Here is a 23,783-nt window from a genome sequence, read left to right on the forward strand (position 1 = left end):
CGTCGCACTGAGGCGGCCGCGCTGTCGAAGGCGTTAGGCGCGGCCTTCCCGCGGGCTGATCCAGCCGCTGGTCAGCGGGCCTGGCACTTGCCACTGGGATTCAGGGCATGACCGCCTGTAGCTGCGCTTCAACCCGGCCTGCTCGTTGGGGAACGGCCCGCGTGCCTTGTCGACGGAGGTCAGACCTCCCGGCGGATGCGCGCGTTGACCGACTCGATCACGTGTGCCGTGCAGACAATGCGGCGGTCGCGGTCACGGGGCCTGGTTCACGCGGTCGACCATCGAGGTGCGCGGACGCAGTCGGCGGCGGGCCGGGCGCTTCGACGGAGGTCAGACGTCCGCACGAGGCGACTCTGCCCTCGGGATCAGGGCCACGCCGGATCGCGCCGCCTGCTCGAGCCTAGTGGCGTCGACATCCGCCTTGGCAATGGAATCGATGCCCCTGATGACGCTCAGCAGCAGATACCCCAGAGCCGAGGAGTCGACATGGTCGGCCACTTCCCCTGCGTCCTGGGCGTCGCGGATCGCGCCCGCGAGGGCGCCGGCGAGATCGTCGAACGCGCGGCGGGCCGTCTGCGCCACCTCCTCGTCCTCACCGGCACGGTCCGCGGTGACCTTGGTGAGGAAGCACCCACGGTGGGGCGACTCGCCGGCGAAGGCGCCAGCGAGGGAGACGAGGTAGTGCTCGAGTCGCGCCATCGGCGAGGGAAGCACCGCTTTCGGGCCGCCCTGCAGCTGCTCACGGGCTTGGGCGACGAGGTCCCGGCAGTAGTCGGAGAAGACACGCACGTACAGGTCGTGCTTGTTGCCGAACGCCTTGTAGATGCTGCCCTTGCCCAGCCCAGTTGCTTCCATGAGGTCATAGGTGGACGTGCCTACAAATCCAGTCGTCCAGAACTGGTCGCGCACGACATTCAGTACAGCGTCCTCGTCGAAGCCTCGCCTTCTTCCCATGCCGTCAGGGTACGCCGTTGTGGTCCACCTGGACCACAACGGCTGCTGACCCGCTCACGACACACGGAACACCTCTCGGCTCGGACCGACCCCATCAGGCCCTCGGCGACCGGCTCCGCCGCGGCCCGGCACACGACTGCTCCCGCCTCGACACACCCGACGCCACCTCAATGAACTTCACTGGATACCTAGACTCAATTTTTCATTTGAACACTAATAGAGGTGTGGTCTACTTTAGAGACCACTAGGAGACCGCTTCGTTCGACTTACCAAGGAGTCACAGATGCCCCATGTTGTCGCCCCCCAGCCGCGCGTAGTTGTTGCCTTCCACTCCGGATACGGACACACCGCCGTCCTCGCCGAGGCCGTCCAACACGGTGCCGAGAAGGCCGGCGCACACGTGACGTTCGTGGCGGTGGACGCCATCACCGACGAGCAGTGGCACGAGCTGGACACGGCTGACGCAGTGATCTTCGGGGCGCCGACCTACATGGGCGGCGCATCCGCGGGTTTCCACGCGTTCGCCGAGGCCAGTAGCGGCAGGTACCTCAACGGCACCTGGGCGGACAAGATCGCTGCCGGCTTCACCAACTCCGCCTCCAAGAGTGGGGACAAGCTCAACACCCTGAACTTCCTGGCCGCCTTCGCCGCCCAGCACCACATGATCTGGGTGGGCCTGGGACTGGCCCCGGGCTGGAACGCCCTCCAGGCCAGCGAAAACGACCTCAACCGGCTCGGCTTCTGGGTCGGTGCGGGCGCCCAGACTCCTCAGGACGGTGGCATCGAGACGGTGCACGAAGCCGACATCGCCACCGCAGAGCATCTCGGGGCGCGGGTCACCGCACAGGCCGCAGCCCTCACCGTCGGCCGGGCCGCCCTGGCCGAAGTCACTGTCTGACCCATCCCGGTACCCCAATTCCCGGCATTCCAGAGGCCTTCTGGTGAAAAGCCTCTCCCTTACCAGGACCACGAGGATCCTCACGGTCCGTGCCATGAAGAACGACTAGGAGCACGAGCAATGCCTCTGCACGGTGAGTACAAGCCGAGCGCCACCTCGTGGGTGCGCGACCAGGTCGCCCAGTACGAGGCCAACGACGGCGCGGAAGGCGGGACCTTCCTGGACCTGCCGGTCATCATCCTGACCACCAAGGGCGTGAAGTCCGGAAAGATCCGCAAGATGCCCCTGATGCGCGTCGAGCACAACGGCTCCTACGCGGTGGCCGCCTCCAACGGAGGCGCCGACACACACCCTTCCTGGTACCAGAACGTCGTCGCCCATCCCCTTGTCGAGGTGCAGGACCGAGCGGTCCAGCAGGACATGATCGCCCGCGAGCTCCATGGCGAGGAGAAGGCCGAATGGTGGAAGCGCGCGGACGCCGCCTACCCACCCTTCGTCGACTACCGGGCCGGAACCGCCCGCGACATCCCGCTCTTCGGCACCGCTCCACCCGGACACCCACGTACCCGCGACGGCGACACGACGGTGTCAGTCCGGCTGACAGCCCCTCAGGTCGAGGGCATCGACAGCGATGCACGGTCCTCGACGACAGCCTCGCCGACACCGCGCAGGAACTGAACGCTCAGCGCGTGGAGGCCTGGTGGCCAGCCTCACCTCGGTGGTCAACGGCCGCTGCACAGCGCATGCATGCCTGCACACCACCCACGTGTAAGGCAACACGCGCCGCGTTACGACGGTGAATCGCGGCTTCGCCACCAGCCCGGCCCCGCACCACCCGGACGTCTCGTCGAGCAACTGACCGACGAGGAGAAGTGATTCCACAACTACCGCTTCGATGACCCCGGCCCGGTTCCGGTGGTGGGCGGCTTCTACCAGGCGTGCCTGGACCGCATCACTACCTTGCTCGGCACCTGACCACACGGCGGAACAGCCCGCGCGGTCCGGTCCCGGCCACTCACCGCCGGATTCGGCTCATACGCCCTGGTCGGAGGCGTGGCGCTGGTCGTAGGCGACGCGGGCCGCGTGCACGCGCGAAGCCCGCTTCTCGGTCCAGGAACACAGGGCCCGGGTCTCCTCGGCGATCTCACCGCCGAGGTCGGTCAGCCCGTAGAGCACCAAAGGCGGCAGGACCTCAGGGTCGACGCTGCGCAGGACCAGGCCGTCACGTTCCAGCGTCCGCAAGGTCTGCGACAGCATCTTCCGGCTGATCCCACCCAGAGACCGGTGCAGTTCCGAATACCGCTGGGCACCACGCTCTCGCAAGCTCGCCAGCATGAGCAGGGCCCACTTGTCGGCCAAGTCCACAAAGACATCACGACTGGGACAGGCCGCGTCGAGGATGTCCATCGGCCGGTCCGAGTCGATGGTCACTGACCGCTCCTGCTCTACCATGACCGCATTCTATACCAGGAAACCAAGGATCCCCATAGACTCTTCTGGAGTCAATGTCTCCAGTGAGCTCTCGCCGGGTAGCGACCTTCTCGCGGTTGTTCTGGCGTCGGAGCAGACCAACCCTCACGAAAGCTGGGATCTTCGGCATTCCACCCATTCGGATAGGTTTGTTTATAACTTTCCTTGCCGGATTACAGGTGGGAGACGATGTCAGGCAAGAGCAGGTGTACCCAGCAGCCACAGGCGGCGGAAGGATCCTCCTCCGGCGCCCCGGCGCAGGCCCTTCACTCCCCCTTGCCGCCCGCACAGAGTGCGGATGTGAACACTTACGACACGCTACGGCTCGGGCTGAACCGCGCGGTGGCAGTGACTGAGGCCATGGGCGGCATGGTGCACCTCGGGCCCCTGGGGAGCAGCGGCCTGTACTTGGCGGTGGAGAGCAACGTCGAGGGGCCGGCAACACAACGCTGGGAAGAAGTCGACCGCCGCTCGCCGCAGGCTCCCGCATACGCGGTACGCACCAACGCCCCGGCATGGGCGGCGCCGACGAGCCCCGAATTCGCCACGTGCTTGCCTGGCGTGCCCTCAGGAGCCGGACTGCTCTCGGTACCGATACCGGTAGCGGGCTCGGACGAGCCGCTCGGCGTACTGTCCGTCTTCACCCGTACGCCGGAGAAGCCGGCCCTGCACCAGCAACTGACAGCCGTGGCCGGCTGGATCGCCGACTGCCTGGGCAACAGTCCGGGCCCTCGTCAACCTGAGGATGAGGGACGCCCGGCCGACTGCGACACCACGGAACTCCCCGTCGGATTCTGGGGCTGGGATTTCGGTACCGGCACGGTGATCTGGGACGATGCCGCGCTCGGCATCCTGGGGATCGACGCGAAGGGGTTCGACGGGCAGATCCGTACCTGGCGGCGACTGGTCCACCCGCAGGATCTCCCGCAGTTGCTGGCCCGGGCCGACGAGGCCATCCGCGCCCGCACGCCCTACCAGGCGGAATTTCGGGTCCGCCGGCCGGATGCCGACATGCGCCGGGTGGAGGTCCAGGGCCAGGCATCGAGTGCCGACGACGGCTCCGGCCCGCGCCTGGCCGGGATCGTGCGTGACATCACCTCGGGCCACCCGGCCAAGGGACCGGCGGAGCACGCCCAGCGGCCTGTGCGCTACGGATTCCTGGCCGTCGACCGCTCCTGGCGGATCATCTTTGCCAATCCGGAGGCCGAGCGCCTGCTTGCCCCGTCGCGGCAGTGGCTCGGGCAGGTGCTGTGGGATGCGGTTCCGGCGCTGTGTTCACCCGGCATGGAGGAAGTCGGCAGGCAAGCAGCGGCCGAGGGCAGACCGACCGAACTGGACACACGTAAGCACACCGGCCGACGGCTGCATGTGCGACTGGCCCCGTTGTCGGACGGCCTGACCCTGTGCATCACCGACATCAGCAGCATCCGGCACCCGCAAGCCGACGAGGCCTCCGCCGAGGGCGCTGCCGTCGAACGCACCATGCGCATCGTGGAGCTGACCCGAGCCCTTGCCGGTGCGGTCACCGGACATGACGTGGCCGACGTGATGGCCACCCACATGGTTCCCCTGTTCGGCGCCAAAGGCGTCGGTGTCTGGACTCACGAAAACGGCCGAGCGTTTCTGATGGGCAGTGCCGGCCCCAAGGAGAGCCTCCGCCGCTTCGAAGGCGCCCGCGTCGCAGAGCTTCCGCCGTCTGCCCAAGCCTTCATCGAGGGCACCTTGGACTTCATCTGCTCCGCGGAGGAGTTCATCAGCCGCTTCCCAGCGCTTGCCGACCTGCCCGCTGCGAGCGGGACCCAGGCATGGGCGATCCTGCCGCTGATCGCCTCCGGGCGCACCGTGGGCGCTTCCTGTGTCAGCTATGAGCATCCGCACGCCTTCAGCCACGAGGAACGCACCCTGTTCACCGCTATGAGTGGCATGGTCGCCCAGGCCATGGAGCGTGCCCGGCTGTACGACGCCGAGCACCGCCGGGCCCAGGAACTCCAGCGCGGTTTGCTCCCGCGGCGTCTGCCGGTCCTGCCCGCTGTGACCGCCTCCGCCCGCTACCAGCCCGCCGGTGACGGCACGAAGGCCGGCGGCGACTGGTATGACGTCATCCCACTGTCGGCCGAGCAGGTTGCTCTGGTCATTGGAGACGTCATGGGGCACGGCGTGTCCGAGGCCGTCACCATGGGCCGACTGCGCACCGCGGGCCGTACGCTCGCTGATCTCGAGCAGCCTCTGGACGAGCTCTTCTTCCACCTCAACGAAATCGTCAGCGGCCTCGGCGACGGCTTTTACGCCACCTGCCTCTGCATCGTCTACGACCCGGTCAGCCGCATGTGCCAGGCCATCACCGCCGGCCATCCTCCGCCCGTCATCCTCCGGCCCGACGGAACCTGCTACTTTCCGGACCTGCCTGTCAACCCCCCGCTCGGCGCCGCCACCCCGCCCTTCGACACAGCCGAGTTCAGCCTGCCCGACGGCGCGATCCTCGCGCTCTACACCGACGGCCTCGTCGAATCCGGCGGACTGGACATCGCCGAAGGCATGGGGCGCCTCGCCTGCCAACTTCGCCCCGCACACGTTCAGGTGACAGAGACCCTCGACGACCTGTGCGACCGTCTGATCGCCACCCTGCTGCCCGACCCGCGCAGCCGCGATGACAGCGCACTGCTCGTGGCCCGCACCAAGGCGCTGGCTCCCGAGAACATCTCCTGCCTGCAGCTGCACGACGAACCCACAGCCGCAGGCCAGGCCCGCGCGCATGTCCGAGCCCAGCTGGCCGCCTGGAACCTGGATGAGCTGATCATGACCACCGAACTCGTCGCCAGCGAGCTCGTCGGCAATGTCGTCCGCCATGCAAGAGGACCGATCACCCTGCGGCTGCTGCGCGGCCGCACCCTCATCTGCGAAGTCGCAGACGCCAGCCCCGCGATGCCCAGAATCCGTCGAGCGGCTGACACCGACGAGAACGGCCGCGGGCTCCAGCTGATCTCCGCTGTGACCAGCCGGTGGGGCGCCCGCTACACAGGCTCCGGCAAGTGCATCTGGACCGAGCAGCTCCTGTCCACCGACCCGCTTGGTGAGCGAATCTCGTACGAGTCCGTGTGAGCGGGCTCCCCATCCCGATGCAAGACGTCGACAAGCCGCATGCCTGCCGCCGGACGTGCCGCTCCCATCAACCTGCGCGCTTGCCGGGTCAGCTGCATGCATTGATTCGGTGAGGGACACCCCAGAGCCTCCTAAGGCCAAATCTTGTGCATTAGCATCACTGCAAACCTGGAGGAGACTTAACGCCAAGCGGTGTGCGTTATAGTGGGTTGATGGTTGCAGAATCGTCCCCGCGGCGGCGTACCGGCGGCCGCAGCGCCCTGGTGCTGACGTCCATCAGGAAGGCCGTCGAGGAACTGATCGCCGAACGGGGCAGTGACGCCATCACCATCCCGATGGTCGCGGAGCGTGCGGGAGTGAATCACTCCAGCATCTACCGACGGTGGGGCGACGCCCGGACCATGATCAACGACCTGGCGACCTACCGGCTCGACCCGGACCGCGGCCTTCCCGACACCGGGGACCTGCGCGCCGATCTGACCACCTGGGCACAGGAGCTGATCAGCCACTACAGCGTCCCGGTGAACGCCGCCCTCCTGCGCGGCGGGGCCGCCGCGGCCGGTGAGGACGAATCGGACTGCCTGCGCGACCGCCGGACAGAAGCAGCCGGCTTCGCCGCACGCCCCGGCAGCACCTTCACCGGCGACCAGGTCATCGACCTGCTGGTGGCCCCCATCATCTACAGAGCCATCTTCCTGCCCTGGACACTGCCCGAGGCGGATGCGCGCACGTACGTCGACGAACTCTGCGACCGCTCCACCTGATCCCCATCACGCGAACCGGCGACACCGGTCGCCGTCTTCGCCCGCTCGGGTCCACCCTCTTGGGAGCCCGATGAGTGCGGCGCACAGATCAGGTAATCAGACGGCCTGGCCAAGTGCCCTGAACTGGGCGTCGGACAAAGCGACCTGCGCGGCCTGGGTGTTCTCCTCCAGGTGAGCCACGCGGGAGGTACCAGGAATGGACAGCATCACCGGGGAGCGCCGCAGCAGCCAGGCCAGAGCCATCCGAGAGGGGCTCGCGCCCAGCTCCTTGGCGAGAGTGTCCAGCGGGCCACCCGGTCACGCCAGTTGGCCGGTGGCGATCGGGAACCACGGGATGAAGCCCAGGTTCTCCCACTCGGCGTACCCGGTTGTCAGGATCTCGAGGATGACGGCCTTGTTCCGCTCCGTCTGAGTCCGAGTCCGAGTCCGAAATCCTCCACTAGGTTTGTTGACCGATTGGACCACTATCGACCACGATGTGGTCCAATCGGTCAACAAATCGCTCGCCCCGGCCCGGTCTGCCCTGATCGACGCCAGCACGTCGTCCGCCAGCAGCACCTGGTGGGGCTCAGACAGGCCGATCGGTTGAGATGGCGGGGAGCCCGATCGGGAGGTTCCGGGGATGCCGGACGCCGGGTGGACCGCTCCATGCCCCGCCTACGGAGTGCGTGTGCGAGACCACTTACGCCGAACATCGCGCGGCCCCACCGTCACGTAGCGGTCGAGCGGGGTGGGCACTCGAAGACGACGCCCTCGCGACCGAGCCGCGGGCGAGGTGATAGCAAGACAAACTGTCACGAGAACACCAAATCGGTCAGAAACGTGGTATTCCGCTTCCAGTGGCTACGCCTCTGCTCCGGCCTAGCGTCGTACGTACTGACGCCATCCGGATCCTCGATCGAGATCGATCTGAAGGAGCGGAACATGAAGCCGACACAGAGCTCAGCGGTGGACCCGGGCCAGACCGTGCCGAACGGCGCTTCCCCGAGCGGCAACGGAAAGTTGTCCGGGGTGGAGCCGCCGGTACTGGGCGGACCGGAGCACTCCGACTACTACCTTCTGGACAACCTGATCACCGACGAGCAACGGGCCCTTCGGAAAAAGGTCCGCGAGTTCATGGACCAGGAGGTCACCCCGATCATCAACCCGTATTGGGAGCGGGCGGAGTTCCCCTTCGAGCTGGTGCCCAAGCTGGCGCAGCTGAACATCGCGGGCTTTCAGATCGCCGGCCACGGCTGCCCCGGGATGAGCAACCTGACGGCCGGCCTGGTGATCCTCGAACTGGCCCGGGGCGATCTGAGCATGTCGACGTTCATGGGGGTCCACTCGGCCCTGGCCATGACGTCGATCGGACTGCTCGGCTCCGAGGAGCAGAAGGAGCGCTTCCTGCCGCCGATGGCACGTCTGGAGAAGATCGGCGCCTTCGGCCTGACCGAGCCCGCGCACGGCACGGACGTGGTCAAGCTGGAGGCGACCGCGCGCCGGGACGGTGATTCCTACGTCCTCAACGGCTACAAGAGGTGGATCGGCAATGCATCCTTCGCCGACTACGTGATCATCTGGGCCCGCGGCGACGACGGGCACGTGGGCGGCTACGTGGTCGAAAAGGGCACGACCGGCTTCGACGCCCAGGTCATCAAGGGCAAGACGGCTCTGCGCTGTGTCCAGAACGCGCAGATCTCCCTCACCGACGTCCGGGTGCCCGCCGAGAACCGGCTGGCGAACGTGAAGACCTTCCGCGACACCGAAAAGGTCCTGCTGGCCTCGCGCTTCTGCGTGGCCTGGGAGTCGATCGGCGCCGCCGTCGCGGGCTACGAGACGGCTCTGGCCTACGCCAAGCAGCGCAAGCAGTTCGGGATGCCGCTGGCCGCCTTCCAACTCGTCCAGTACCGGCTCTCCCGGATGCTGGCGGACATCACCGACATGCTGTGCATGCAGTTCCGGCTCAGCCAACTCCTGGACGAGGGCGAGTACTCGATGCCCCGGGTCGCGCTGGCCAAGATGCACTACACCGAACGAGCCCGGGCCATCCTCGCCGACGCCCGCGACATGCTCGGCGGCAACGGCATCCTGCTCGACTACCACGTCGCCCGGCATTTGTGCGACATCGAGGCGATCGACACGTACGAGGGCACCGACACCGTGCAGGCGCTGATCGTCGGCCGCGACATCACCGGCTACAACGCCTTCGTGCCCATGGTGCCGAGCCACTGACCCCGGTGTGTATCGCGGCGCCCCGTGACAGCGGGTCACCCCCGGGCACCGCGTGCGACCCCACTGAGGACAAGGAGTAGTCATGAGCAGCACACCCCTCCTGGAGGGACTGCACGTCGTCGATCTCGCCAGCTTCATTGCCGGGCCCGCCGCGGCCACCGTCCTCGGTGGCTTCGGCGCCGACGTCGTCAAGGTGGAACCACCACACACGGGCGACGCATACCGTTCGCTCAGCCGCATCCCTCCCAACCCCCAGGTCGAAGGGGTCAACTTGGACAACCGCAACAAGCGCAGCATCGCGCTCAACCTCAAGTCGCCCAGCGCCCGGCCCGTACTCGAGAGTCTGGTGCGGTGGGCCGATGTGCTGGTGACGAACTTCCCGCCGCGGACGCGCGAGAAGCTGGGCCTGGAATACGACGCACTGGCCCCCCTCAATCCCCGGCTGATCTACGCCGATGTCACCGGCTTCGGCGAGGAAGGTCCCGACGCGCATCTGCCCGGCTTCGACGTGACGGCGTACTGGGCGCGCAGCGGCCTGATGGACCTCACACGCCAAAGGGACGTTGCGCCGGCCACGAACGGGTTCGGATCGGGTGATCACTCCACGGCGATCACCCTGTTCGCCGGGATCATGACCGCGCTGTACCGGAGGGAGAAGACCGGCCAGGGCGCGCGCGTCACGGCCTCGCTGCTCGCCGAAGGCGCCTGGGCGGCGAGCATGTGGCTGCAAGCCGTACTGGTCGGGGCGAAGCCCCCCCGCCCCATCGACCGGTCCGACCCGCCCAACGCACTCGTGAACATGTACCGCACGGCGGACGACCGCTGGATCGTCCTCGGCTTCGCCAACGAGAACAAGCAGGTCCCGCTCTTCCTCAAGGCCATCGGTCATCCCGAGGCGGCGGAGAACCCGCACTACGCCGACACCCCGAGCCGCCGCGCCCACGCCGCCGAGATCGTCGCCGTGCTGGACAAGACCTTCGCGACTCGCTCCCTGGCCGAGTGGCGCGAGGTGCTCGACGCCGCGGGCCTCACGTACGGGGTCGCCCAGACGCTCGAAGAGTGCGCCCAGGACCCCCAACTCCTCGCCAACCGGGTGTTCGTGCCGATCGACGACGGCAGCGACGACCCGCACCTGACCGTCGACAGCCCCGTCCGACTGGACCAGGAACAGAAGGTCCGTCCGGGCCCGGCCCCCGACCTTGGCGAACACACCGAGTCCGTGCTCCGCGACCTCGGCTTCGACGCCTCCGGAATCGAGGAGCTGCGCAAGGCCGAAGCAGTCGTCTGAAGCCACGACTCAGCAACGCGACGGAAGAAGGGAAACATCATCATGACTACGGCCAACGACACGCCGACCGTACGAACCGAGGAAAACGACGGCATCTTCGTGATCACGATCGACCGGCCGCAGGCTCGCAACGCCATCGACGGGGCCACCGCCAGGGCGCTCGCAGCTGCCGTCGATCACTTGGAGTCCCGTGACGACCTCCTGGTCGGCATCCTCACCGGTGCCGACGGTGTCTTCAGCGCCGGTATGGACCTCAAGGCCTTCGCGTCCGGAGACCAGCCCATCGTCGAAGGACGTGGCTTCGCCGGCATCACCCGCGCCCGGATCAAGACCCCGCTCATCGCCGCCGTCGAGGGCTACGCGCTGGGTGGCGGGACCGAGATGGCGCTCGCCTGCGACATGATCGTGGCCGCGCGGAACGCCACTTTCGGTCAGACCGAGGTCCACTACGGCATCGTGCCACCCGAAGGGGGCATGGTTCGCCTGCCCGAGCGCATCCCGCGCAACATCGCCCTGGAGCTACTGCTGACCGGCGAGCCTCTGCCCGCCGAACGCGCCGAGCGGTTGGGCCTGGTCAACCACCTCACCGAACCGGGCCAGGCCCTGCAGCGGGCCCAGGAACTGGCCACCAGCATCGCGCACAACGCGCCCCTGGCCGTGGCAGCCATCAAACGCGTCGTCAACGAGCGGCGAGCGTTCAGCGACGAGGACGCGTTTGTCGAGCAGGACCGGATCGTCGCACCGGTCCTGGCGTCCCACGACGCACAGGAGGGCGCCCATGCCTTCGCCGAGAGGCGCTCACCGCACTGGCAGGGCCGCTGACACCAGCCCCGGCTCCGTCATCGCGATGGCCGAACACCTTCGCGCAGGTGACGCGTCGCCCGGTCCTACGAGCCGGCCCGCGCCCCCGCTGACGGAGAAGTTGCGCGCTTCCGTCGCCAGTGACGGGATCAACGGTGCGTTTCATGGGGGGGCTGACACGAAGGAGGGTTCGAACCGAGGTACTCAAGGGGCTGCGCGGCCGAAAGACCCAGAAAGTCGAGGAGTTGGAGCTGACATGAACCTCGCATCCCACTTGGTGAGCAGCGCCTGGACTCATCCGGATCGCTCGGCGCTCCGTCTCGAGGACGCCGTCGTGGCCTATCGCGCGCTCGACCAGGGCAGCGCCCACATGTCCGGACTGCTCGACAACCATGGTGTGAAGCCCGGGGACCGAGTGGCGATCATGCTGCCCAACGTCCCGGAGTTCGCCCTCGCGTACTTCGGCGTACTCCGGGCCGGCGGCATCGTCGTCCCGATGAACCCCCTGCTCAAGTCCCGCGAGGTCGCCTACTACCTCGGCGACTCAGGTGCCCGGCTCCTGTTCGCCTGGCACGCCTTCGCCGACGAGGCACGGGCCGGTGCGCAGCAGGCCGAGGCCGAGGTGGTCGTCGTCAGTCCCGGCGCATTCGATTCTCTGCTCGCGTCCGCCCCATCCGTCGAGGACGTGGCCGACCTGGACGAGGACGACACCGCGGTGATTCTCTACACCTCGGGAACGACCGGTCAGCCGAAGGGCGCCGAACTGACCCACGCCAACCTCAGCCGCAACTGCGACATCGCCGGCGAACTGGTCCAGCTCACCGCCGACGACGTGATCTTCGGTGGGCTGCCCCTGTTCCACGCGTTCGGACAGACCTGCACCCTCAACGCCGCCGTCGGCTCCGGCGCGTGCCTCACCCTGCTGCCGCGCTTCGACGCCGGGAAGGCACTGGGATCCTCGGCGAGCACGGGGTGACCGTCTTCGCCGGGGTGCCGACCGTGTTCAGCAGGCTGGTGCAGGAGCCCGACCGGGACGCGTACCCCGTCTCCCGGCTACGTGTGTCCCTCACCGGCGGCGCGGCGATGCCGGCCCAGGTGCTGCACGACTTCCAGACCGCGTTCGACTGCGTCGTGCTCGAAGGGTACGGGCTGTCGGAGACCTCGCCCATCGTCTCGTTCAACACCTTGCAGGCCGGACCCAAGCCCGGTTCGGTCGGCACCCCGATCCGGGGCGTCGAGATGCGGGTGGTCGCCAACGGCAGGGAGGTACCGCACGGGGAAAGCGGCGAGATCGCGATTCGCGGGCACAACGTGATGAAGCGGTATTGGCACCGCCCCGAGGAGACCGCCGCCGCGATCCGGGACGGTTGGTTGTACACCGGCGACATCGGCCGGGTCGACGAGGACGGGTCCTTCTGGATCATCGGACGGACGAAGGACGTGATCATTCGGGGCGGCTACAACGTGTATCCCCGCGAAGTCGAAGACGTGTTCTACGAGCATCCGGCGGTCGCCGACGCCGCGGTCATCGGCCTCCCCAGCTCCGATCTCGGTGAGGAGGTCGGTGCGGCGGTCGTCCTCAAGCCGGGCGCCCGAACGACGGCCGAGGAACTGCGTGAATACGTCAAGCATCAGGTCGCCGCTTACAAGTACCCGCGGAAGGTGTGGATCACGGACGCGCTGCCGAAGGGACCGACCGGCAAGATCCTCAAGCGGCAGATCGTCCCGCCGCCCGAGCTGGGCAGGCGATGAGGCGACTGGGCGGGGGCGGATCTCCCGACGCAGGCCGCCCGCGCGGGACCGCGAGGCCGCGGTGGGGCGGTGGGGCGGTGGGGCGGTGCGAGTGTGCGGCAGTGCGGCAGTGCGGCAGTGCGGCGGTCGATGCTGACGCCGTCGTCGATGTCGTGCAGTCGCCCGAAGCCGCCCGCGACTGCCCGCGACCGCCGTAGCGCTTCCCGACCTGAGGAACACACCCCCCGCCATACGCCAGGCGAGCGTGCCCACAGGGACCGCTACTCCCCGGCGGCCTTCGGCTCGCTCATCCGGCGCGCGGCCTCGACGACTGCCGAGCGGTGCAGGGCCAGCCGCTGTGGCGACCAGGACTGGATGACCTCCTCGGGGCCGACGTCCTCGGCGGCCCAGAACCATGCCTGGGCCGCGGCGAGAACCATGGTCAGGAGATCGGCGGGCTCCATCCCCTGGGCGAGCTCGCCACGCTGCTGCGCGTCGGCCACTTCGGTGGCCTTGCGCCGGAAGGCGTCCGGTTCGAGTCCGGTGGCGGAGGGGCGCTCCAGCAGTTTCCACAGGCGTAGGCGCATCAGGTCCGGCCGGGCGACGAGGTGGTCGAAGATCGCGGCGGCGTATCCGGGCAGGTCCTCGACGTCGAACGGCACCGACTCGGCTCCCGCCGTCATCGCCCGTCGCAACACCTCGTCGAACAACTGCTCCTTGTTGCCGAAGTAGGCGTAGATCAGCCGCTTGTTCGCCCCCGCGGCCTCCGCGATGCGGTCCACTCGCGCACCGGCGATGCCGTAGGTGGCGAATTCGGTGAAGGCGGCGTCGAGCAGCCGGGCCTTGGTGGCGCTGGAGTCCCGTGGCATACGTGCCACCCTAGCAAGTAACTATCTAGTTATTGACACTGGCAACCCGCGGGTCTACGGTGATGTATCTATCCAGTTAGTTATGGAAGGACCCCCCTCATGGAACACCGCGCACTGGGCAGCCAGGGCCTGATTGTCGGAGCCCAAGGCCTCGGCTGCATGGGTATGAGCGCGTTCTACGGCGCCACCGACGAGGCCGAGTCGCTGGCCACCATCGACCGCGCGCTGGAGCTCGGCGTCACCCTGCTGGACACCGCCGAGAGCTACGGCCCCTTCGTCAACGAGCAGCTCCTCGGCAAGGCGCTGGCAGGGCGCCGGGATGTCGCCGTGGTCGCCACCAAGACCGGCGTCGAGATCACCGACGACGGCCGCGCGCTCGGCCTCAACGGCCGGCCCGAGTACGTCCGCCGGGCCCTCGAACGCTCACTGCGGCACCTGGACACCGACCACGTCGACCTGTACTACCTGCACCGCATCGACCCCAACGTGCCCATCGAGGAGACCGTCGGGGCGCTGGCCGAGCTGGTCGCCGAGGGCAAGGTCGGCCACATCGGCCTGAGCGAGGCCTCCGCGAAGACCATCCGGCGTGCCCACGCCGTCCACCCACTCACCGCCGTCCAGACCGAGTACTCACTCTTCGAGCGCGGCATCGAACAGGACGGGGTGCGCGACGCGCTGCAGGAGCTGGGAATCGGCCTGGTCGCCTACTCCCCGCTGGGCCGCGGTTTCCTGTCCGGCGCGATCACCAGCCCTGACGACTTCGCCGCGGACGACTGGCGCCGGACCGACCCCCGGTTCCAGGGCGATAACTTCGACCGCAACCTGGACGTCGTCCGCGAGGTCCGCCGCATCGCGTCCGACAAGAACGTCACACCCTCCCAGCTGGCCCTGGCCTGGGTCCAGCACCAGGGCGCGATCGCCATTCCCGGCACCAAGCGCCGCCCCTACCTGGAGGAGAACGTCGCCGCGACCGAGGTGACTCTCACCACCGACGACATCGCCGCGATCGAGGCGGTCGCCCCGCACGGCGTGGTCACCGGCGACCGCTACGCGCCCGAGTACATGGGGACGCTCAACGGCTGAGAGCCGACCTGCGCCTCACAAGGTCCCACCGCTGGTCCAGAAGACCCCTGCCCCCCCACACGCACTCCCAAGCCCTCGCGTCTCGAAAGGCCCCCATGCCCCAGCCGGCCATACGGTCCCGGATCACTATCGGCGAAACGACGATCACCTATCTCCCCGACGGTTTCGGCGCACACAATCCAGACGTCCTGTTTCCGGGCGTGGACTGGACGACGCGCCCCGGGTTTCTCGAAGACGGGCAGCTCATCCTCTCGTTCGGCTCCTTCCTGATACACGCCGGGGACCAGAGGATTCTCGTGGATCTGGCCGTAGGGAAGATCGACGTGGACGTGCCCGGCGTCGCTCAGCTCAAGGGCGGTTCGCTTCTGCGGAACCTCGCAGAGGAAGGACTGTCCGCCGACGACATCGACGCGGTGGTGTTCACCCATCTGCACCTCGATCACGTCGGCTGGACCAGCGATGTCGCGCCGCTCCCGAACGCGCCCACGACGGACTCGCCCACGGGCCTCACCTTCGCCCGCGCACGCCATCTCATGTCGGAAGCCGAGTGGCAGTACTGGTCGACGAGGGCGGCGGCCATGGGCGGACCGGACGCCGAGGCAGTGCTCAAGCCGCTCGACGGCGTCGTCGAGTTCGTCAGGAGCGGTGACAGCATCGCGCCCGGGGTGACCGTCGAAGCGACACCTGGGCACACCCCCGGACATCTGGCGATCGTCGTACGGGATCCGTCGGGTGGCAGCACTGAATCCGCCTACATCGTGGGAGACATCCTTCACTCCCCCGCTCAAGTCGGCGACCCCGATCTGGTGTTCTCCTCCGACGTCGCTCCGGACCAGGCCCGAGCGGTGCGCGACCGCGTGCTCCAGCGGCCGGACACCGTGATCGCCGCCGGGCACTTCACGGACGACGTGTTCGGCCGTGTCACGTCGGTGGGCGACGCGCACGCCTGGGCTCCCGTCGGCGAGGCGCCGAACGCGATCGGCGACTGAGCCACACACATCGCGGCCCTCGGTTTTCTCAAGTCACTCAAGTAATCCAACTCACTCACATCAGGAGACCCACCTCATGTCCGTGCCTCAGACGCCCCACCTGTTCGGGGCAAGCACCACCGCCGCCGAGGTGATCAACGGCGTCGACCTGCACGGCCGCCGGGCCGTGGTGACCGGAGCCAGTTCCGGAATCGGGGTGGAGACGGCCCGGGCACTCGCCGCGGCGGGCGCCGATGTCACCCTGGCCGTGCGGGACACCGACGCGGGTGCCCGCGTAGTGGCACGCCTGGAAGCTGAACTGCCGCCCAAGTCGGGACAGTTGACGGTAGGACGGCTCGACCTGGCCGACCGGTCGACGGTCGCCGCGTTCGTGGCGGCCTGGCACGGCCCGTTGGACATCCTGGTCAACAACGCCGGAGTGATGGCTCCGCCGAAACTCATCCGCACACCTGACGGTCGGGAGACGCAGTTCGCCGTCAACCACCTGGGCCACTTCGCCCTCGCCCTCGGCCTCCACCCGGCACTCGCGGCGGCGGACGGCGCCCGGATCGTCTCGGTCGCCTCGATCGGCCACCTCTTCTCCCCCGTCGTCTTCGACGACCTCGACTACCGGTACCGCCCCTACGACCCCTGGACCTCCTACGGGCAGTCGAAGACCGCCAACGTCCTGTTCGCCGTCGGTGCCGCCGAGCGATGGGCCGACGACGGCATCACCGCCAACGCACTGATGCCGGGCAACATCGCGGACACGTCCCTGGCCCGGCACATGGACATGCAGCAGGTGGCCGACTTCATCGCCTCGGGCGAACTCGCGCTGCCACCGCAGAAGACCGTGGAGCAGGGCGCAGCGACCTCGGTGCTGTTGGCCGCCTCGCCGTCGGTGGAGGGCATCACCGGCCGCTATTTCGAGGACTGTGCGCCGTCCGAGCCGGTCGCCGAGCGAGCCGGTGCCGTCGCCGGCGTCGCGCCGTACGCCCTGGACCCGGAGAACGCCGCCCGCCTGTGGACCGTGTCCGAAGCTCTCGTCGGCTAGAGCTCTACGCTGCCGACATGACCTCACGACATGAGCAGTGGACCCGGCTGCGCCGTCAGCTGTGGCAGCCTCCGCGCGCCCATGGCGAGCAGCCTATCGAGCGCGTGGTCGGCCCGCTCGAACTGTTCTACGACCTGGTCGTGGTCGTGCTGGTCGCCCAGGCCGCCCACCACTTGGCCGGGGACCTCGACTGGCACGGTCTGGGTCTGTTCGCCGCGGTGTTCGCACTGGTGTGGATCGCCTGGTTCAACGGCACCCTCCACCACGAACTGCACGGGCACGAGGATGCACGCGGCCGGAGCATGTTCCTGCTGCAGATCCTCGTGCTCGTCCCGCTGGGCGCGTTCATCCCCGAGGCGGGCGGCGCACGCGGAGTCGCGTTCGCCGTGACCGCGGGGGTGCTGTTCGCGGTGCTGGCGGTGTTGTGGCTGCTCGCCGCACGCGGTGACAGCCCCGAATTCCGCCGCCCCAGCAGGTTGTTCGTGACGGGGACGGCAGCCTGCGCGGTCGTCCTGGCCGCGAGCGCCGCTCTGCCCGCGGACGTCCGTGTGCTGACGTGGGGCCTTTTGGCCGTCGCCTACCTGGCGGGGTTCGCGGTCGTGATCGGTACGGCCACCCCGGTACAGGCGGTCGCGCTCAGCGTGACCGACGCACTCACCGAACGGTTCGGGCTGTTCATCATCATCGTGCTCGGCGAGACCGTGACCGGCGTCGTCGACGGACTGGCCCACGAGCCGACCAACGCGCTCACCCTCGCCGTCGGGCTCGTCGCCGTCGTCATCGGCTTCGGTGCCTGGTGGACGTACTTCGACTTCGCCGGGCACCGGCGGCCGAGGCCCCCACGTGCGAGCACCGTGTAGTGGATGCTGGTGCACATGCCGCTCACGGCCGCGGTGGCCGCCATGGGCGCCGCGATGGTCGGCCTCGTCGAGCACGCCCACGACAGCCGGACCCCCGCCGCCACGGCCTGGGTGCTCTGCGGGGGCGCGGCCGTGGTGCTCTGCGCGACGATGGTGCTCGCGACCTCTCTGCGTGTCTGGGACCTGGACCGCGGGCTCCACCGGCCGCTGGCCCGCACCTGCGTCGTCGTAGCCGTCATGTGTGTGGGAGTCGGTGCGGCACGCCCGGCTCCCCTCGTTCTGGGCCTCGCCCTCGTCCTCCTCCTCGGAGTCCCCTGGGGACTCGCCGTGGCATACCGCCTGTCCCACGAAGAGGAGTCCGCCGCCGAGGAAGTGTCTACGGTGGCGGAGCATCAGGACGACAAGCGGCGCTGAGCCCTGCGCTCGAAGCACCCCGGACGGTCCTGTCCGGAGGGATCAGTCGATGACGGCGGCCCGCCAGGTCTCCTCGTCGGCGTCCAGGAGCGCCGCGACGAGGGCGGGGTCCGGCAGCGGGCCGTGGTCGGCGGCGACCCTCAGCGCCGAGGCCGCGGTCAGATGACCCAGCCGCAGGGCGCGGTCCACGGGCAGCTGCCGCAGCACGCCGCTGAGGAACCCGGCGGCGAAGGCGTCGCCGGCGCCGACCGGCTCGGCGACGCGCACGGTCAGGGCGGGCACGCTGTGGGCAGCGGCCCCCACGAAGGCGGTGGCGGCGCGGTCCCCGTCCTTCACGACGACCACGCGCGGGCCGGACAGGAGATCGCGGACCCGTTCGGCGTCGGTGATCCCGTCCCCCCACAGGGCCTGGGCCTCGTCGAGGCCGACGAACACGATGTCGGCCCGGTCCGCGAGCCGCCGCAGCACGTCGGCGGCGGAGCGGCCGTCCCACAGCGCGGGGCGGTGGTTGACGTCGAAGCTGACGGGCCACGGGCGGTCGGGGCGCAGCGCGCGTTCGACGAGGGCGCGGCAGCCGGGCGACAGGGCGGGGGTGATGCCGCTGAGGTGGACGAGCGCGGCGCCCGCCACCGCCGGATCGTCGAGCACGTCGGGGGTGAGGGCCGAGGCCGCAGATCCGGCGCGGTGGTAGTGGACACGGGTGCCGTGCCCGCGCGGGCCCGGGTCCTTGAGCAGCAGTCCGGTGGGCCGCTGCGGGTCGGTGCGGACGCCGCTCACGTCGACGCCGCCCGCGGCGATCCGGGCGCGGACGCGGCGGCCGAAGGGGTCGTCGCCGACCGCGGAGACCCAGCGGGCGGGAATGCCGTGGTCGGCGAGGTAGAGGGCGACGTTCGACTCGGCGCCCGCGATGTCGACGCGCAGCAGGTCGGCGCCGTCCAGCGGCCCGAGGGGGTCGGGGGCGAGGGCGGCCATGGTCTCGCCGACGCAGACCACGGGGCCGGGGCGCAGTGGCCGGTGGGTACTCATGGTGGGCTTCCTAGAGAGTGCCGGCGCGGTCCGCCGGAGCCGGGGCGGACGGGACCGCCGGGCGGTACGGGGCGGCCGGGGCGCCGGGAACGTCGACCCGGAGCGCGAAGACGGCGCCGTCGAGGGGTCCTGGGACGGGCAGGCCGATGTGCGCGCTGGTGACCAGGAGCGTACGGCCGTCGGGGCCGCCTAGGCAGAGTCCCGCGGGCTGCCCGGCGGGCAGGTCGACGATCCGGTCGAGGCCCCCGTCGGGGCGGTAGCGGTGGACCTGCCCGGCGCCCCAGACGGCGGTCCACAGGCAGCCCTCGATGTCGGTGGTCATGCCGTCGGGGCTGCCGGAGCCGAGGGTGACGAAGGGTTCGGGGGTGCCCGGGTCGCCGCTCACGGGGTCGACCGGGTAGCGCCGGATGATGCCCCGGGCGCTGTCGGCGAGATACATGACGGTGCCGTCGGCGCTGAAGGCCGGGCCGTTGGGGATCGTGACGTCCCGCAGGACGCGGGTGACGCGGCCGTCGCGGTCCAGGCGGTAGAGGGAGCCCGCGTCCTGGGTGGCCTCGTACGCCATGCTGCCCGCCCAGAAGCGGCCGTGCGGGTCGGCGACGCCGTCGTTCATCCGCATCGGCACGGGTGCGCCCTCCTCGGGGCGTGCGATCCAGTCGACGCGGCCCTCGGGGTCGATGCGGCAGATGCCGGTGCCCGCCGCCGCGATCCAGTGGCCGGGGTGCCCCTCCACCGGTGCCACGGCGCCCAGCGGGCAGGGCAGTCGGGTGATCGGGGCGAGCGGCGCGTCGGGTCCGTCGGGCAGGGCGAGCAGCCGGCCGGTGAGGATGTCGGTCAGCACGGCGCGGCCGTCCGTCCAGCGGATGCCCTCGCCCAGTTCGAGGCGGTCGGCCCCCAGGACCGCGGGGGCGGTCACGGGCGGGCGTCCGCGCGGACGACGTCCAGGAAGGCGCGGGCGCGCTCGCGCAGGGCGGTGAGGTCGCCGCCCTCGGCGGCGTCGCCGATCAGGGGCGATCCGACGCCGACGGCTATGGCTCCCTCGCGCAGGTAGTCGGCGGCTGCCGGCGCGTCCACTCCCCCGACGGGTACGAAGGGCAGGTCCGGGAAGGGCCCGCGCAGGTCCCGGAGATAGCCGGGGCCCCCGGCGCTGCCTGCCGGGAAGAGCTTGAGGGCGTCGGCGCCGAGCCGCTGTGCCTGGAGGATGTCGGTGGGCGTCATCACGCCCGCGAGCACGGGGAGTTCGAGTTCCCGCCCGGTGGCGATGCCGTCGCTGACCCCCGGGGTGACGAGGAAGGCGGCGCCGGCCTTCTGGGCGGCACGGGCGTCGTCGGAGCTGAGCACGGTTCCGGCGCCGAGCGTCGCGTCGGGGCCGAGCGCGGTGCGAGCCCGCGCGATGACGTCGAGCGCGTCGCGCCCGGAGAGGGAGACCTCGATGAGGGTGACGCCCTCCTCGGCGAGGGTGAGCACGGTGGTCAGCGCGGCGTCCGGGTCGCTGCCCCGGACGATGGCGAGCAGCCGGTGGGCGCGCAGCGCGGCGAGCAGGTTCATCCGACATCCCTTCTGGTGACGGTGGTTCAGGTGCGGCGGGTCGCGGTGACGGTGAGCCGCCAGGTGACCTCGCCGGTCGGCGGCACCACGGCGGTGTCGCCGTCGTCCGCCGCGGCGCGGTCGAAGACGCGGCCGAGCATCGGCTCGACGCCGATCGAGCGGTACGGCGCGCCCTGGGGGAAGCCGCCGAGGTTGCGCCAGAGGGCGACCGCGACGGGCTGCCCGTCGGCCTCGACGGACAGGTGCAGCGTGTCGGCGCCGTCGTGCACGGACACCCGGGGGGTGAGGACGACCGCTCCGACGGCGCTCCCGTCGTCCGGGCCGAGCCGGTCCAGCGGTACGCCGTCGACGCTGGGCCAGTCGCCGGCGACCCAGCGGTCGCCCTCGTCCGGGTAGAGCCGGGTCACCGCCGGTCCGGCGACGCCGATCCGGGCGGCCGGAGAGAGGTCCAGCAGGGCGTGGGCGGCCCACACGAAGCGGTAGCCGGGCTCGGCGGCGAGCGTGTAGTCGGCGACGACCGCGTCCCCTCGCTCACCGATGCGCCGGGTCAGGCGGAAGTCGGGACACTCCACGACGTCCTCCTCCCCCGCCCTCCGCCAGGGCCGCGACCAGGTGTCCCCGTGGTCGGGCAGCCCGCGCACGGTGGGCACGCACTCCTCCAGGCCGCCCGCGTCAGCGAAGGAGTCACCAGGCCGGACCGTACGGCGTCGAGGCTCGTCGCGGTGCCGCAGCCACTCGCGGCCACCGGCGGTCAGCGACGTCCAGCGTCCGCCGTGGTCCGGGTCGGTGGCGACGCGCACGGGCAGCCGCGTGGCGCTCACCATTCGGCGAAGGAACCGTCGGCGTGCCGCCAGACGGGGTTGCGCCAGGCGTGGCCGGACCGGTCGGCGGCGCGGACCGCGACCTCGTCGACGGCGATGCCGAGTCCGGGCAGTCCGGTGCGGTGCGCCTGGCCGTCGACGAAGCGGAAGGGCTCGGTGTCGACCAGGTAGGACAGCAGGTCGGCGTCCTTGTTGTAGTGGATGCCCCGGCTCTGCTCCTGGATCAGGAAGTTGGGCGTGGCGAAGGCGACCTGGAGGCTGGCGGCCAGCGCGATGGGACCGAGCGGGCAGTGCGGCGCCAGGTGGGCTCCGAAGGTCTCGGCGAGCGAGGCGATCCGGGTGACCTCCGATATCCCGCCGGCGTGCGACAGGTCCGGCTGGGCCACGGCGACGCCCGCGGTCAGCACCGGGAGGAAGTCGGCCCGTCCGTAGAGCCGTTCGCCGGTGGCCAGCGGCACGGACGAGGCGGCGACCAGGCCGGGCAGCAGGTGGGCCTGCTCGGGCAGGACGGGTTCCTCGACGAACAGCGGGTGCAGCGGGGCCATCTCGTGGAGTACGCGGCGCGCGTTGGCGGCGCTGAAGCGGCCGTGGAAGTCGACGGCGACGTCGCGGTGCGGGCCAAGGGCCTCGCGGGCGGCCGCCACGCGCTCGACGACGGCAGCCGTCTCGGCGGGGCTGCCGATCGGCGGGGTGCGCCCGGCGGCGTTCATCTTGACGGCGGTGAACCCGGCCTCCACCTGGGCGGTGACCTCCTCCTTGAGCCGCGCGGGTTCGTCGCCGCCGACCCAGGCGTACACCCGGACGGTGTCGCGGACCGGGCCGCCGAGCAGGGTGTGCACCGGCACCCCGAGGGCGCGGCCCGCGATGTCCCACAGGGCCTGGTCGATGCCGGCGACGGCGCTGGAGAGGACCGGGCCGCCCCGGTAGAAGCCGCCCTTGCTCAGCACCTGCCAGTGGTCCTGGATGCGCAGCGGGTCCTGGCCCACCAGGTACTCCGCCAGCACCTCGACGGCCGACCGGACGACCTCGGCCCGGCCCTCCACCACCGGCTCGCCCCAGCCGACGACGCCGTCGTCGGTCTCGATGCGGCAGAACAGCCACCGGGGCGGGACGAGAAAGGTCTCGACGCGCGCGATCTTCACTGTGCCTGGCCGTCCTTCTCGTCGGTGGAGCCGTCCGCGCCCTCGGGCGCGGACGGACCGCTGAGTTTGTCGAGGTCGCGCGTCGCCTGGTCGAGCAGGGCGCGCATGGCGTGTTCCGCGCCGTCGGGGTCCCGCTCGCGCACGGCGTCGAGGACGGCTCGGTGGCTGGGGACCGGGTCCTCGCTGTGGGGGGCGCTGTGCACGAGCCGATCACGCTGGGCCAGGCCGGACTCGATGACCATCTCCATGCGTTCCAGCAGTTCGTTGTGGGTGGCCGCGAGCAGCGCCCGGTGGAAGGCGAGGTCGGCCTCGACGGCGTCGCTCGCGCCGCCCTCCTGGCCCATCGCGGTCAGTGCCGCCTCCAACGCCTCGAGGTCGGCGTCGGTGCGGCGGGCCGCGGCCAGCCGCACGGCGGCGGGTTCGATGATGCCGCGGACCTCGCCGAGGTTGCGGAGCAGCGCGGGGTCGGCGCCGGTGCCGTCGCTCTCGGAGAACTGCCAGCGCAGCACGTCGGCGTCGAGCAGGTTCCAGTCGGAGCGGGGCCGGACGAACGTGCCGCGCTTCTGCCGGGCGTCGACCATGCCCTTGGCCGCGAGCACCTTGAGCGATTCACGCAGGGCGGTCAGGCTGACGTCCAGTTCGCTCTGCAGGGCCGCCATGTCGAGCGTCGCTCCCTCGGCGATCTCGCCGCTGAGCACCCGGCGGGCAAGGGTCTCCACGGTCTGGCCGTGCACTCCGCGGCGCGCGTATGGCGTCATGTGTTTGCCTTTCTTGCTGGT

Annotated in this window: 22 protein-coding genes and 2 pseudogenes; 14 read left to right on the top strand and 10 right to left on the bottom strand. The window is 69.9% G+C overall.

Features of this window, described 5'->3' with window-relative positions; genetic code table 11:
* Window positions 1-330: 330 nt before the first annotated feature.
* On the bottom strand, window positions 331-954 hold the full coding sequence (locus tag OG798_RS03875; RefSeq protein ID WP_121417803.1) for a TetR/AcrR family transcriptional regulator: 624 nt from the start codon (window positions 952-954) through the stop codon (window positions 331-333).
* Between the two features lie 283 nt (window positions 955-1,237).
* Between OG798_RS03875 and OG798_RS03880 the strand changes: the two genes are divergently transcribed.
* Window positions 1,238-1,852, top strand: a complete 615-nt coding sequence (locus OG798_RS03880) for a flavodoxin family protein (RefSeq protein ID WP_267060395.1) — start codon at window positions 1,238-1,240, stop codon at window positions 1,850-1,852.
* A 120-nt stretch (window positions 1,853-1,972) separates the two neighbouring features.
* Window positions 1,973-2,401 (top strand): annotated as a pseudogene (locus OG798_RS03885) (nitroreductase family deazaflavin-dependent oxidoreductase); the annotation flags it as partial.
* A gap of 483 nt (window positions 2,402-2,884) precedes the next feature.
* Here the strand turns inward: OG798_RS03885 and OG798_RS03890 are convergent.
* Window positions 2,885-3,283: a winged helix-turn-helix transcriptional regulator gene (locus OG798_RS03890; protein ID WP_328756260.1), complete on the bottom strand. Its 399-nt coding sequence runs from the start codon at window positions 3,281-3,283 to the stop codon at window positions 2,885-2,887.
* Window positions 3,284-3,622: 339 nt separating this feature from the next.
* Between OG798_RS03890 and OG798_RS03895 the strand changes: the two genes are divergently transcribed.
* A complete protein-coding gene (locus OG798_RS03895) occupies window positions 3,623-6,421 on the top strand; it encodes a SpoIIE family protein phosphatase (protein WP_328756261.1) in 2,799 nt (932 codons plus the stop codon).
* Window positions 6,422-6,633: 212 nt separating this feature from the next.
* A complete protein-coding gene (locus tag OG798_RS03900) occupies window positions 6,634-7,185 on the top strand; it encodes a TetR/AcrR family transcriptional regulator (RefSeq protein ID WP_261687981.1) in 552 nt (183 codons plus the stop codon).
* 96 nt (window positions 7,186-7,281) lie between these two features.
* Here OG798_RS03900 and OG798_RS03905 read toward each other — a convergent pair.
* A pseudogene (locus OG798_RS03905) lies at window positions 7,282-7,548 on the bottom strand (aldo/keto reductase); the annotation flags it as partial.
* A 561-nt stretch (window positions 7,549-8,109) separates the two neighbouring features.
* On the opposite strand from OG798_RS03905, the gene OG798_RS03910 reads away from it, so the two are divergent.
* The 5 genes from OG798_RS03910 (at window position 8,110) to OG798_RS03930 (ending at window position 13,240) form a co-directional block, all read left to right on the top strand.
* Window positions 8,110-9,399, top strand: coding sequence for an acyl-CoA dehydrogenase family protein (locus OG798_RS03910; RefSeq protein WP_328756262.1), 1,290 nt, complete (start codon window positions 8,110-8,112; stop codon window positions 9,397-9,399).
* 82 nt (window positions 9,400-9,481) lie between these two features.
* Window positions 9,482-10,687, top strand: coding sequence for a CaiB/BaiF CoA transferase family protein (locus OG798_RS03915; RefSeq protein ID WP_328756263.1), 1,206 nt, complete (start codon window positions 9,482-9,484; stop codon window positions 10,685-10,687).
* A gap of 42 nt (window positions 10,688-10,729) precedes the next feature.
* On the top strand, window positions 10,730-11,509 hold the full coding sequence (locus tag OG798_RS03920; protein ID WP_267060401.1) for a crotonase/enoyl-CoA hydratase family protein: 780 nt from the start codon (window positions 10,730-10,732) through the stop codon (window positions 11,507-11,509).
* 235 nt (window positions 11,510-11,744) lie between these two features.
* Window positions 11,745-12,464 carry an AMP-binding protein gene (locus tag OG798_RS03925; protein ID WP_328756266.1) on the top strand — a complete coding sequence of 240 codons (720 nt, stop codon included), beginning with the start codon at window positions 11,745-11,747 and terminating at the stop codon, window positions 12,462-12,464.
* Window positions 12,461-13,240 carry an AMP-binding protein gene (locus tag OG798_RS03930; protein ID WP_328756267.1) on the top strand — a complete coding sequence of 260 codons (780 nt, stop codon included), beginning with the start codon at window positions 12,461-12,463 and terminating at the stop codon, window positions 13,238-13,240. Before OG798_RS03925 ends, OG798_RS03930 begins: the two co-directional genes overlap by 4 nt.
* Before the next feature lie 260 nt (window positions 13,241-13,500).
* On the opposite strand, the gene OG798_RS03935 is transcribed toward OG798_RS03930, so the two are convergent.
* On the bottom strand, window positions 13,501-14,088 hold the full coding sequence (locus tag OG798_RS03935) for a TetR/AcrR family transcriptional regulator (RefSeq protein ID WP_261687972.1): 588 nt from the start codon (window positions 14,086-14,088) through the stop codon (window positions 13,501-13,503).
* A gap of 99 nt (window positions 14,089-14,187) precedes the next feature.
* On the opposite strand from OG798_RS03935, the gene OG798_RS03940 reads away from it, so the two are divergent.
* The 5 genes from OG798_RS03940 (at window position 14,188) to OG798_RS03960 (ending at window position 18,467) form a co-directional block, all read left to right on the top strand.
* The gene (locus OG798_RS03940; RefSeq protein WP_267060403.1) at window positions 14,188-15,171 is read left to right on the top strand and encodes an aldo/keto reductase; all 984 of its coding nucleotides are present in this window, start codon (window positions 14,188-14,190) and stop codon (window positions 15,169-15,171) included.
* A 95-nt stretch (window positions 15,172-15,266) separates the two neighbouring features.
* Window positions 15,267-16,160 (top strand): MBL fold metallo-hydrolase, encoded by an 894-nt coding sequence (locus OG798_RS03945; RefSeq protein ID WP_267060404.1) that lies wholly within the window; start codon window positions 15,267-15,269, stop codon window positions 16,158-16,160.
* A gap of 76 nt (window positions 16,161-16,236) precedes the next feature.
* The gene (locus OG798_RS03950) at window positions 16,237-17,193 is read left to right on the top strand and encodes an SDR family NAD(P)-dependent oxidoreductase (protein ID WP_267060405.1); all 957 of its coding nucleotides are present in this window, start codon (window positions 16,237-16,239) and stop codon (window positions 17,191-17,193) included.
* Between the two features lie 17 nt (window positions 17,194-17,210).
* The gene (locus OG798_RS03955) at window positions 17,211-18,053 is read left to right on the top strand and encodes a low temperature requirement protein A (RefSeq protein ID WP_328756269.1); all 843 of its coding nucleotides are present in this window, start codon (window positions 17,211-17,213) and stop codon (window positions 18,051-18,053) included.
* 3 nt (window positions 18,054-18,056) lie between these two features.
* Complete coding sequence (locus OG798_RS03960) at window positions 18,057-18,467, top strand: hypothetical protein (protein WP_328756270.1); 411 nt, start codon at window positions 18,057-18,059, stop codon at window positions 18,465-18,467.
* A gap of 42 nt (window positions 18,468-18,509) precedes the next feature.
* On the opposite strand, the gene OG798_RS03965 is transcribed toward OG798_RS03960, so the two are convergent.
* The 6 genes from OG798_RS03965 to OG798_RS03990 are packed head-to-tail and all read right to left on the bottom strand — an operon-like array spanning window position 18,510 to window position 23,762.
* The gene (locus OG798_RS03965; RefSeq protein WP_328756271.1) at window positions 18,510-19,493 is read right to left on the bottom strand and encodes a sugar kinase; all 984 of its coding nucleotides are present in this window, start codon (window positions 19,491-19,493) and stop codon (window positions 18,510-18,512) included.
* Window positions 19,494-19,503: 10 nt separating this feature from the next.
* Entirely contained in the window at window positions 19,504-20,409 is a 906-nt protein-coding gene (locus OG798_RS03970) for an SMP-30/gluconolactonase/LRE family protein (RefSeq protein WP_328756273.1), read from the bottom strand.
* Window positions 20,406-21,041, bottom strand: coding sequence for a bifunctional 4-hydroxy-2-oxoglutarate aldolase/2-dehydro-3-deoxy-phosphogluconate aldolase (locus OG798_RS03975; protein WP_121417778.1), 636 nt, complete (start codon window positions 21,039-21,041; stop codon window positions 20,406-20,408). Before OG798_RS03975 ends, OG798_RS03970 begins: the two co-directional genes overlap by 4 nt.
* A gap of 26 nt (window positions 21,042-21,067) precedes the next feature.
* The gene (locus tag OG798_RS03980; protein WP_328756274.1) at window positions 21,068-21,865 is read right to left on the bottom strand and encodes a hypothetical protein; all 798 of its coding nucleotides are present in this window, start codon (window positions 21,863-21,865) and stop codon (window positions 21,068-21,070) included.
* Window positions 21,859-23,004 (bottom strand): galactonate dehydratase, encoded by a 1,146-nt coding sequence (gene dgoD / locus OG798_RS03985; protein WP_267060410.1) that lies wholly within the window; start codon window positions 23,002-23,004, stop codon window positions 21,859-21,861. The genes OG798_RS03980 and dgoD overlap by 7 nt, the downstream gene beginning before the upstream one ends.
* Window positions 23,001-23,762, bottom strand: coding sequence for a FadR/GntR family transcriptional regulator (locus tag OG798_RS03990; protein ID WP_095857036.1), 762 nt, complete (start codon window positions 23,760-23,762; stop codon window positions 23,001-23,003). Before OG798_RS03990 ends, dgoD begins: the two co-directional genes overlap by 4 nt.
* Window positions 23,763-23,783 lie beyond the last annotated feature (21 nt).

Origin of the sequence: Streptomyces sp. NBC_00271 (genome assembly GCF_036178845.1) — a bacterium.
Classification (GTDB): domain Bacteria; phylum Actinomycetota; class Actinomycetes; order Streptomycetales; family Streptomycetaceae; genus Streptomyces.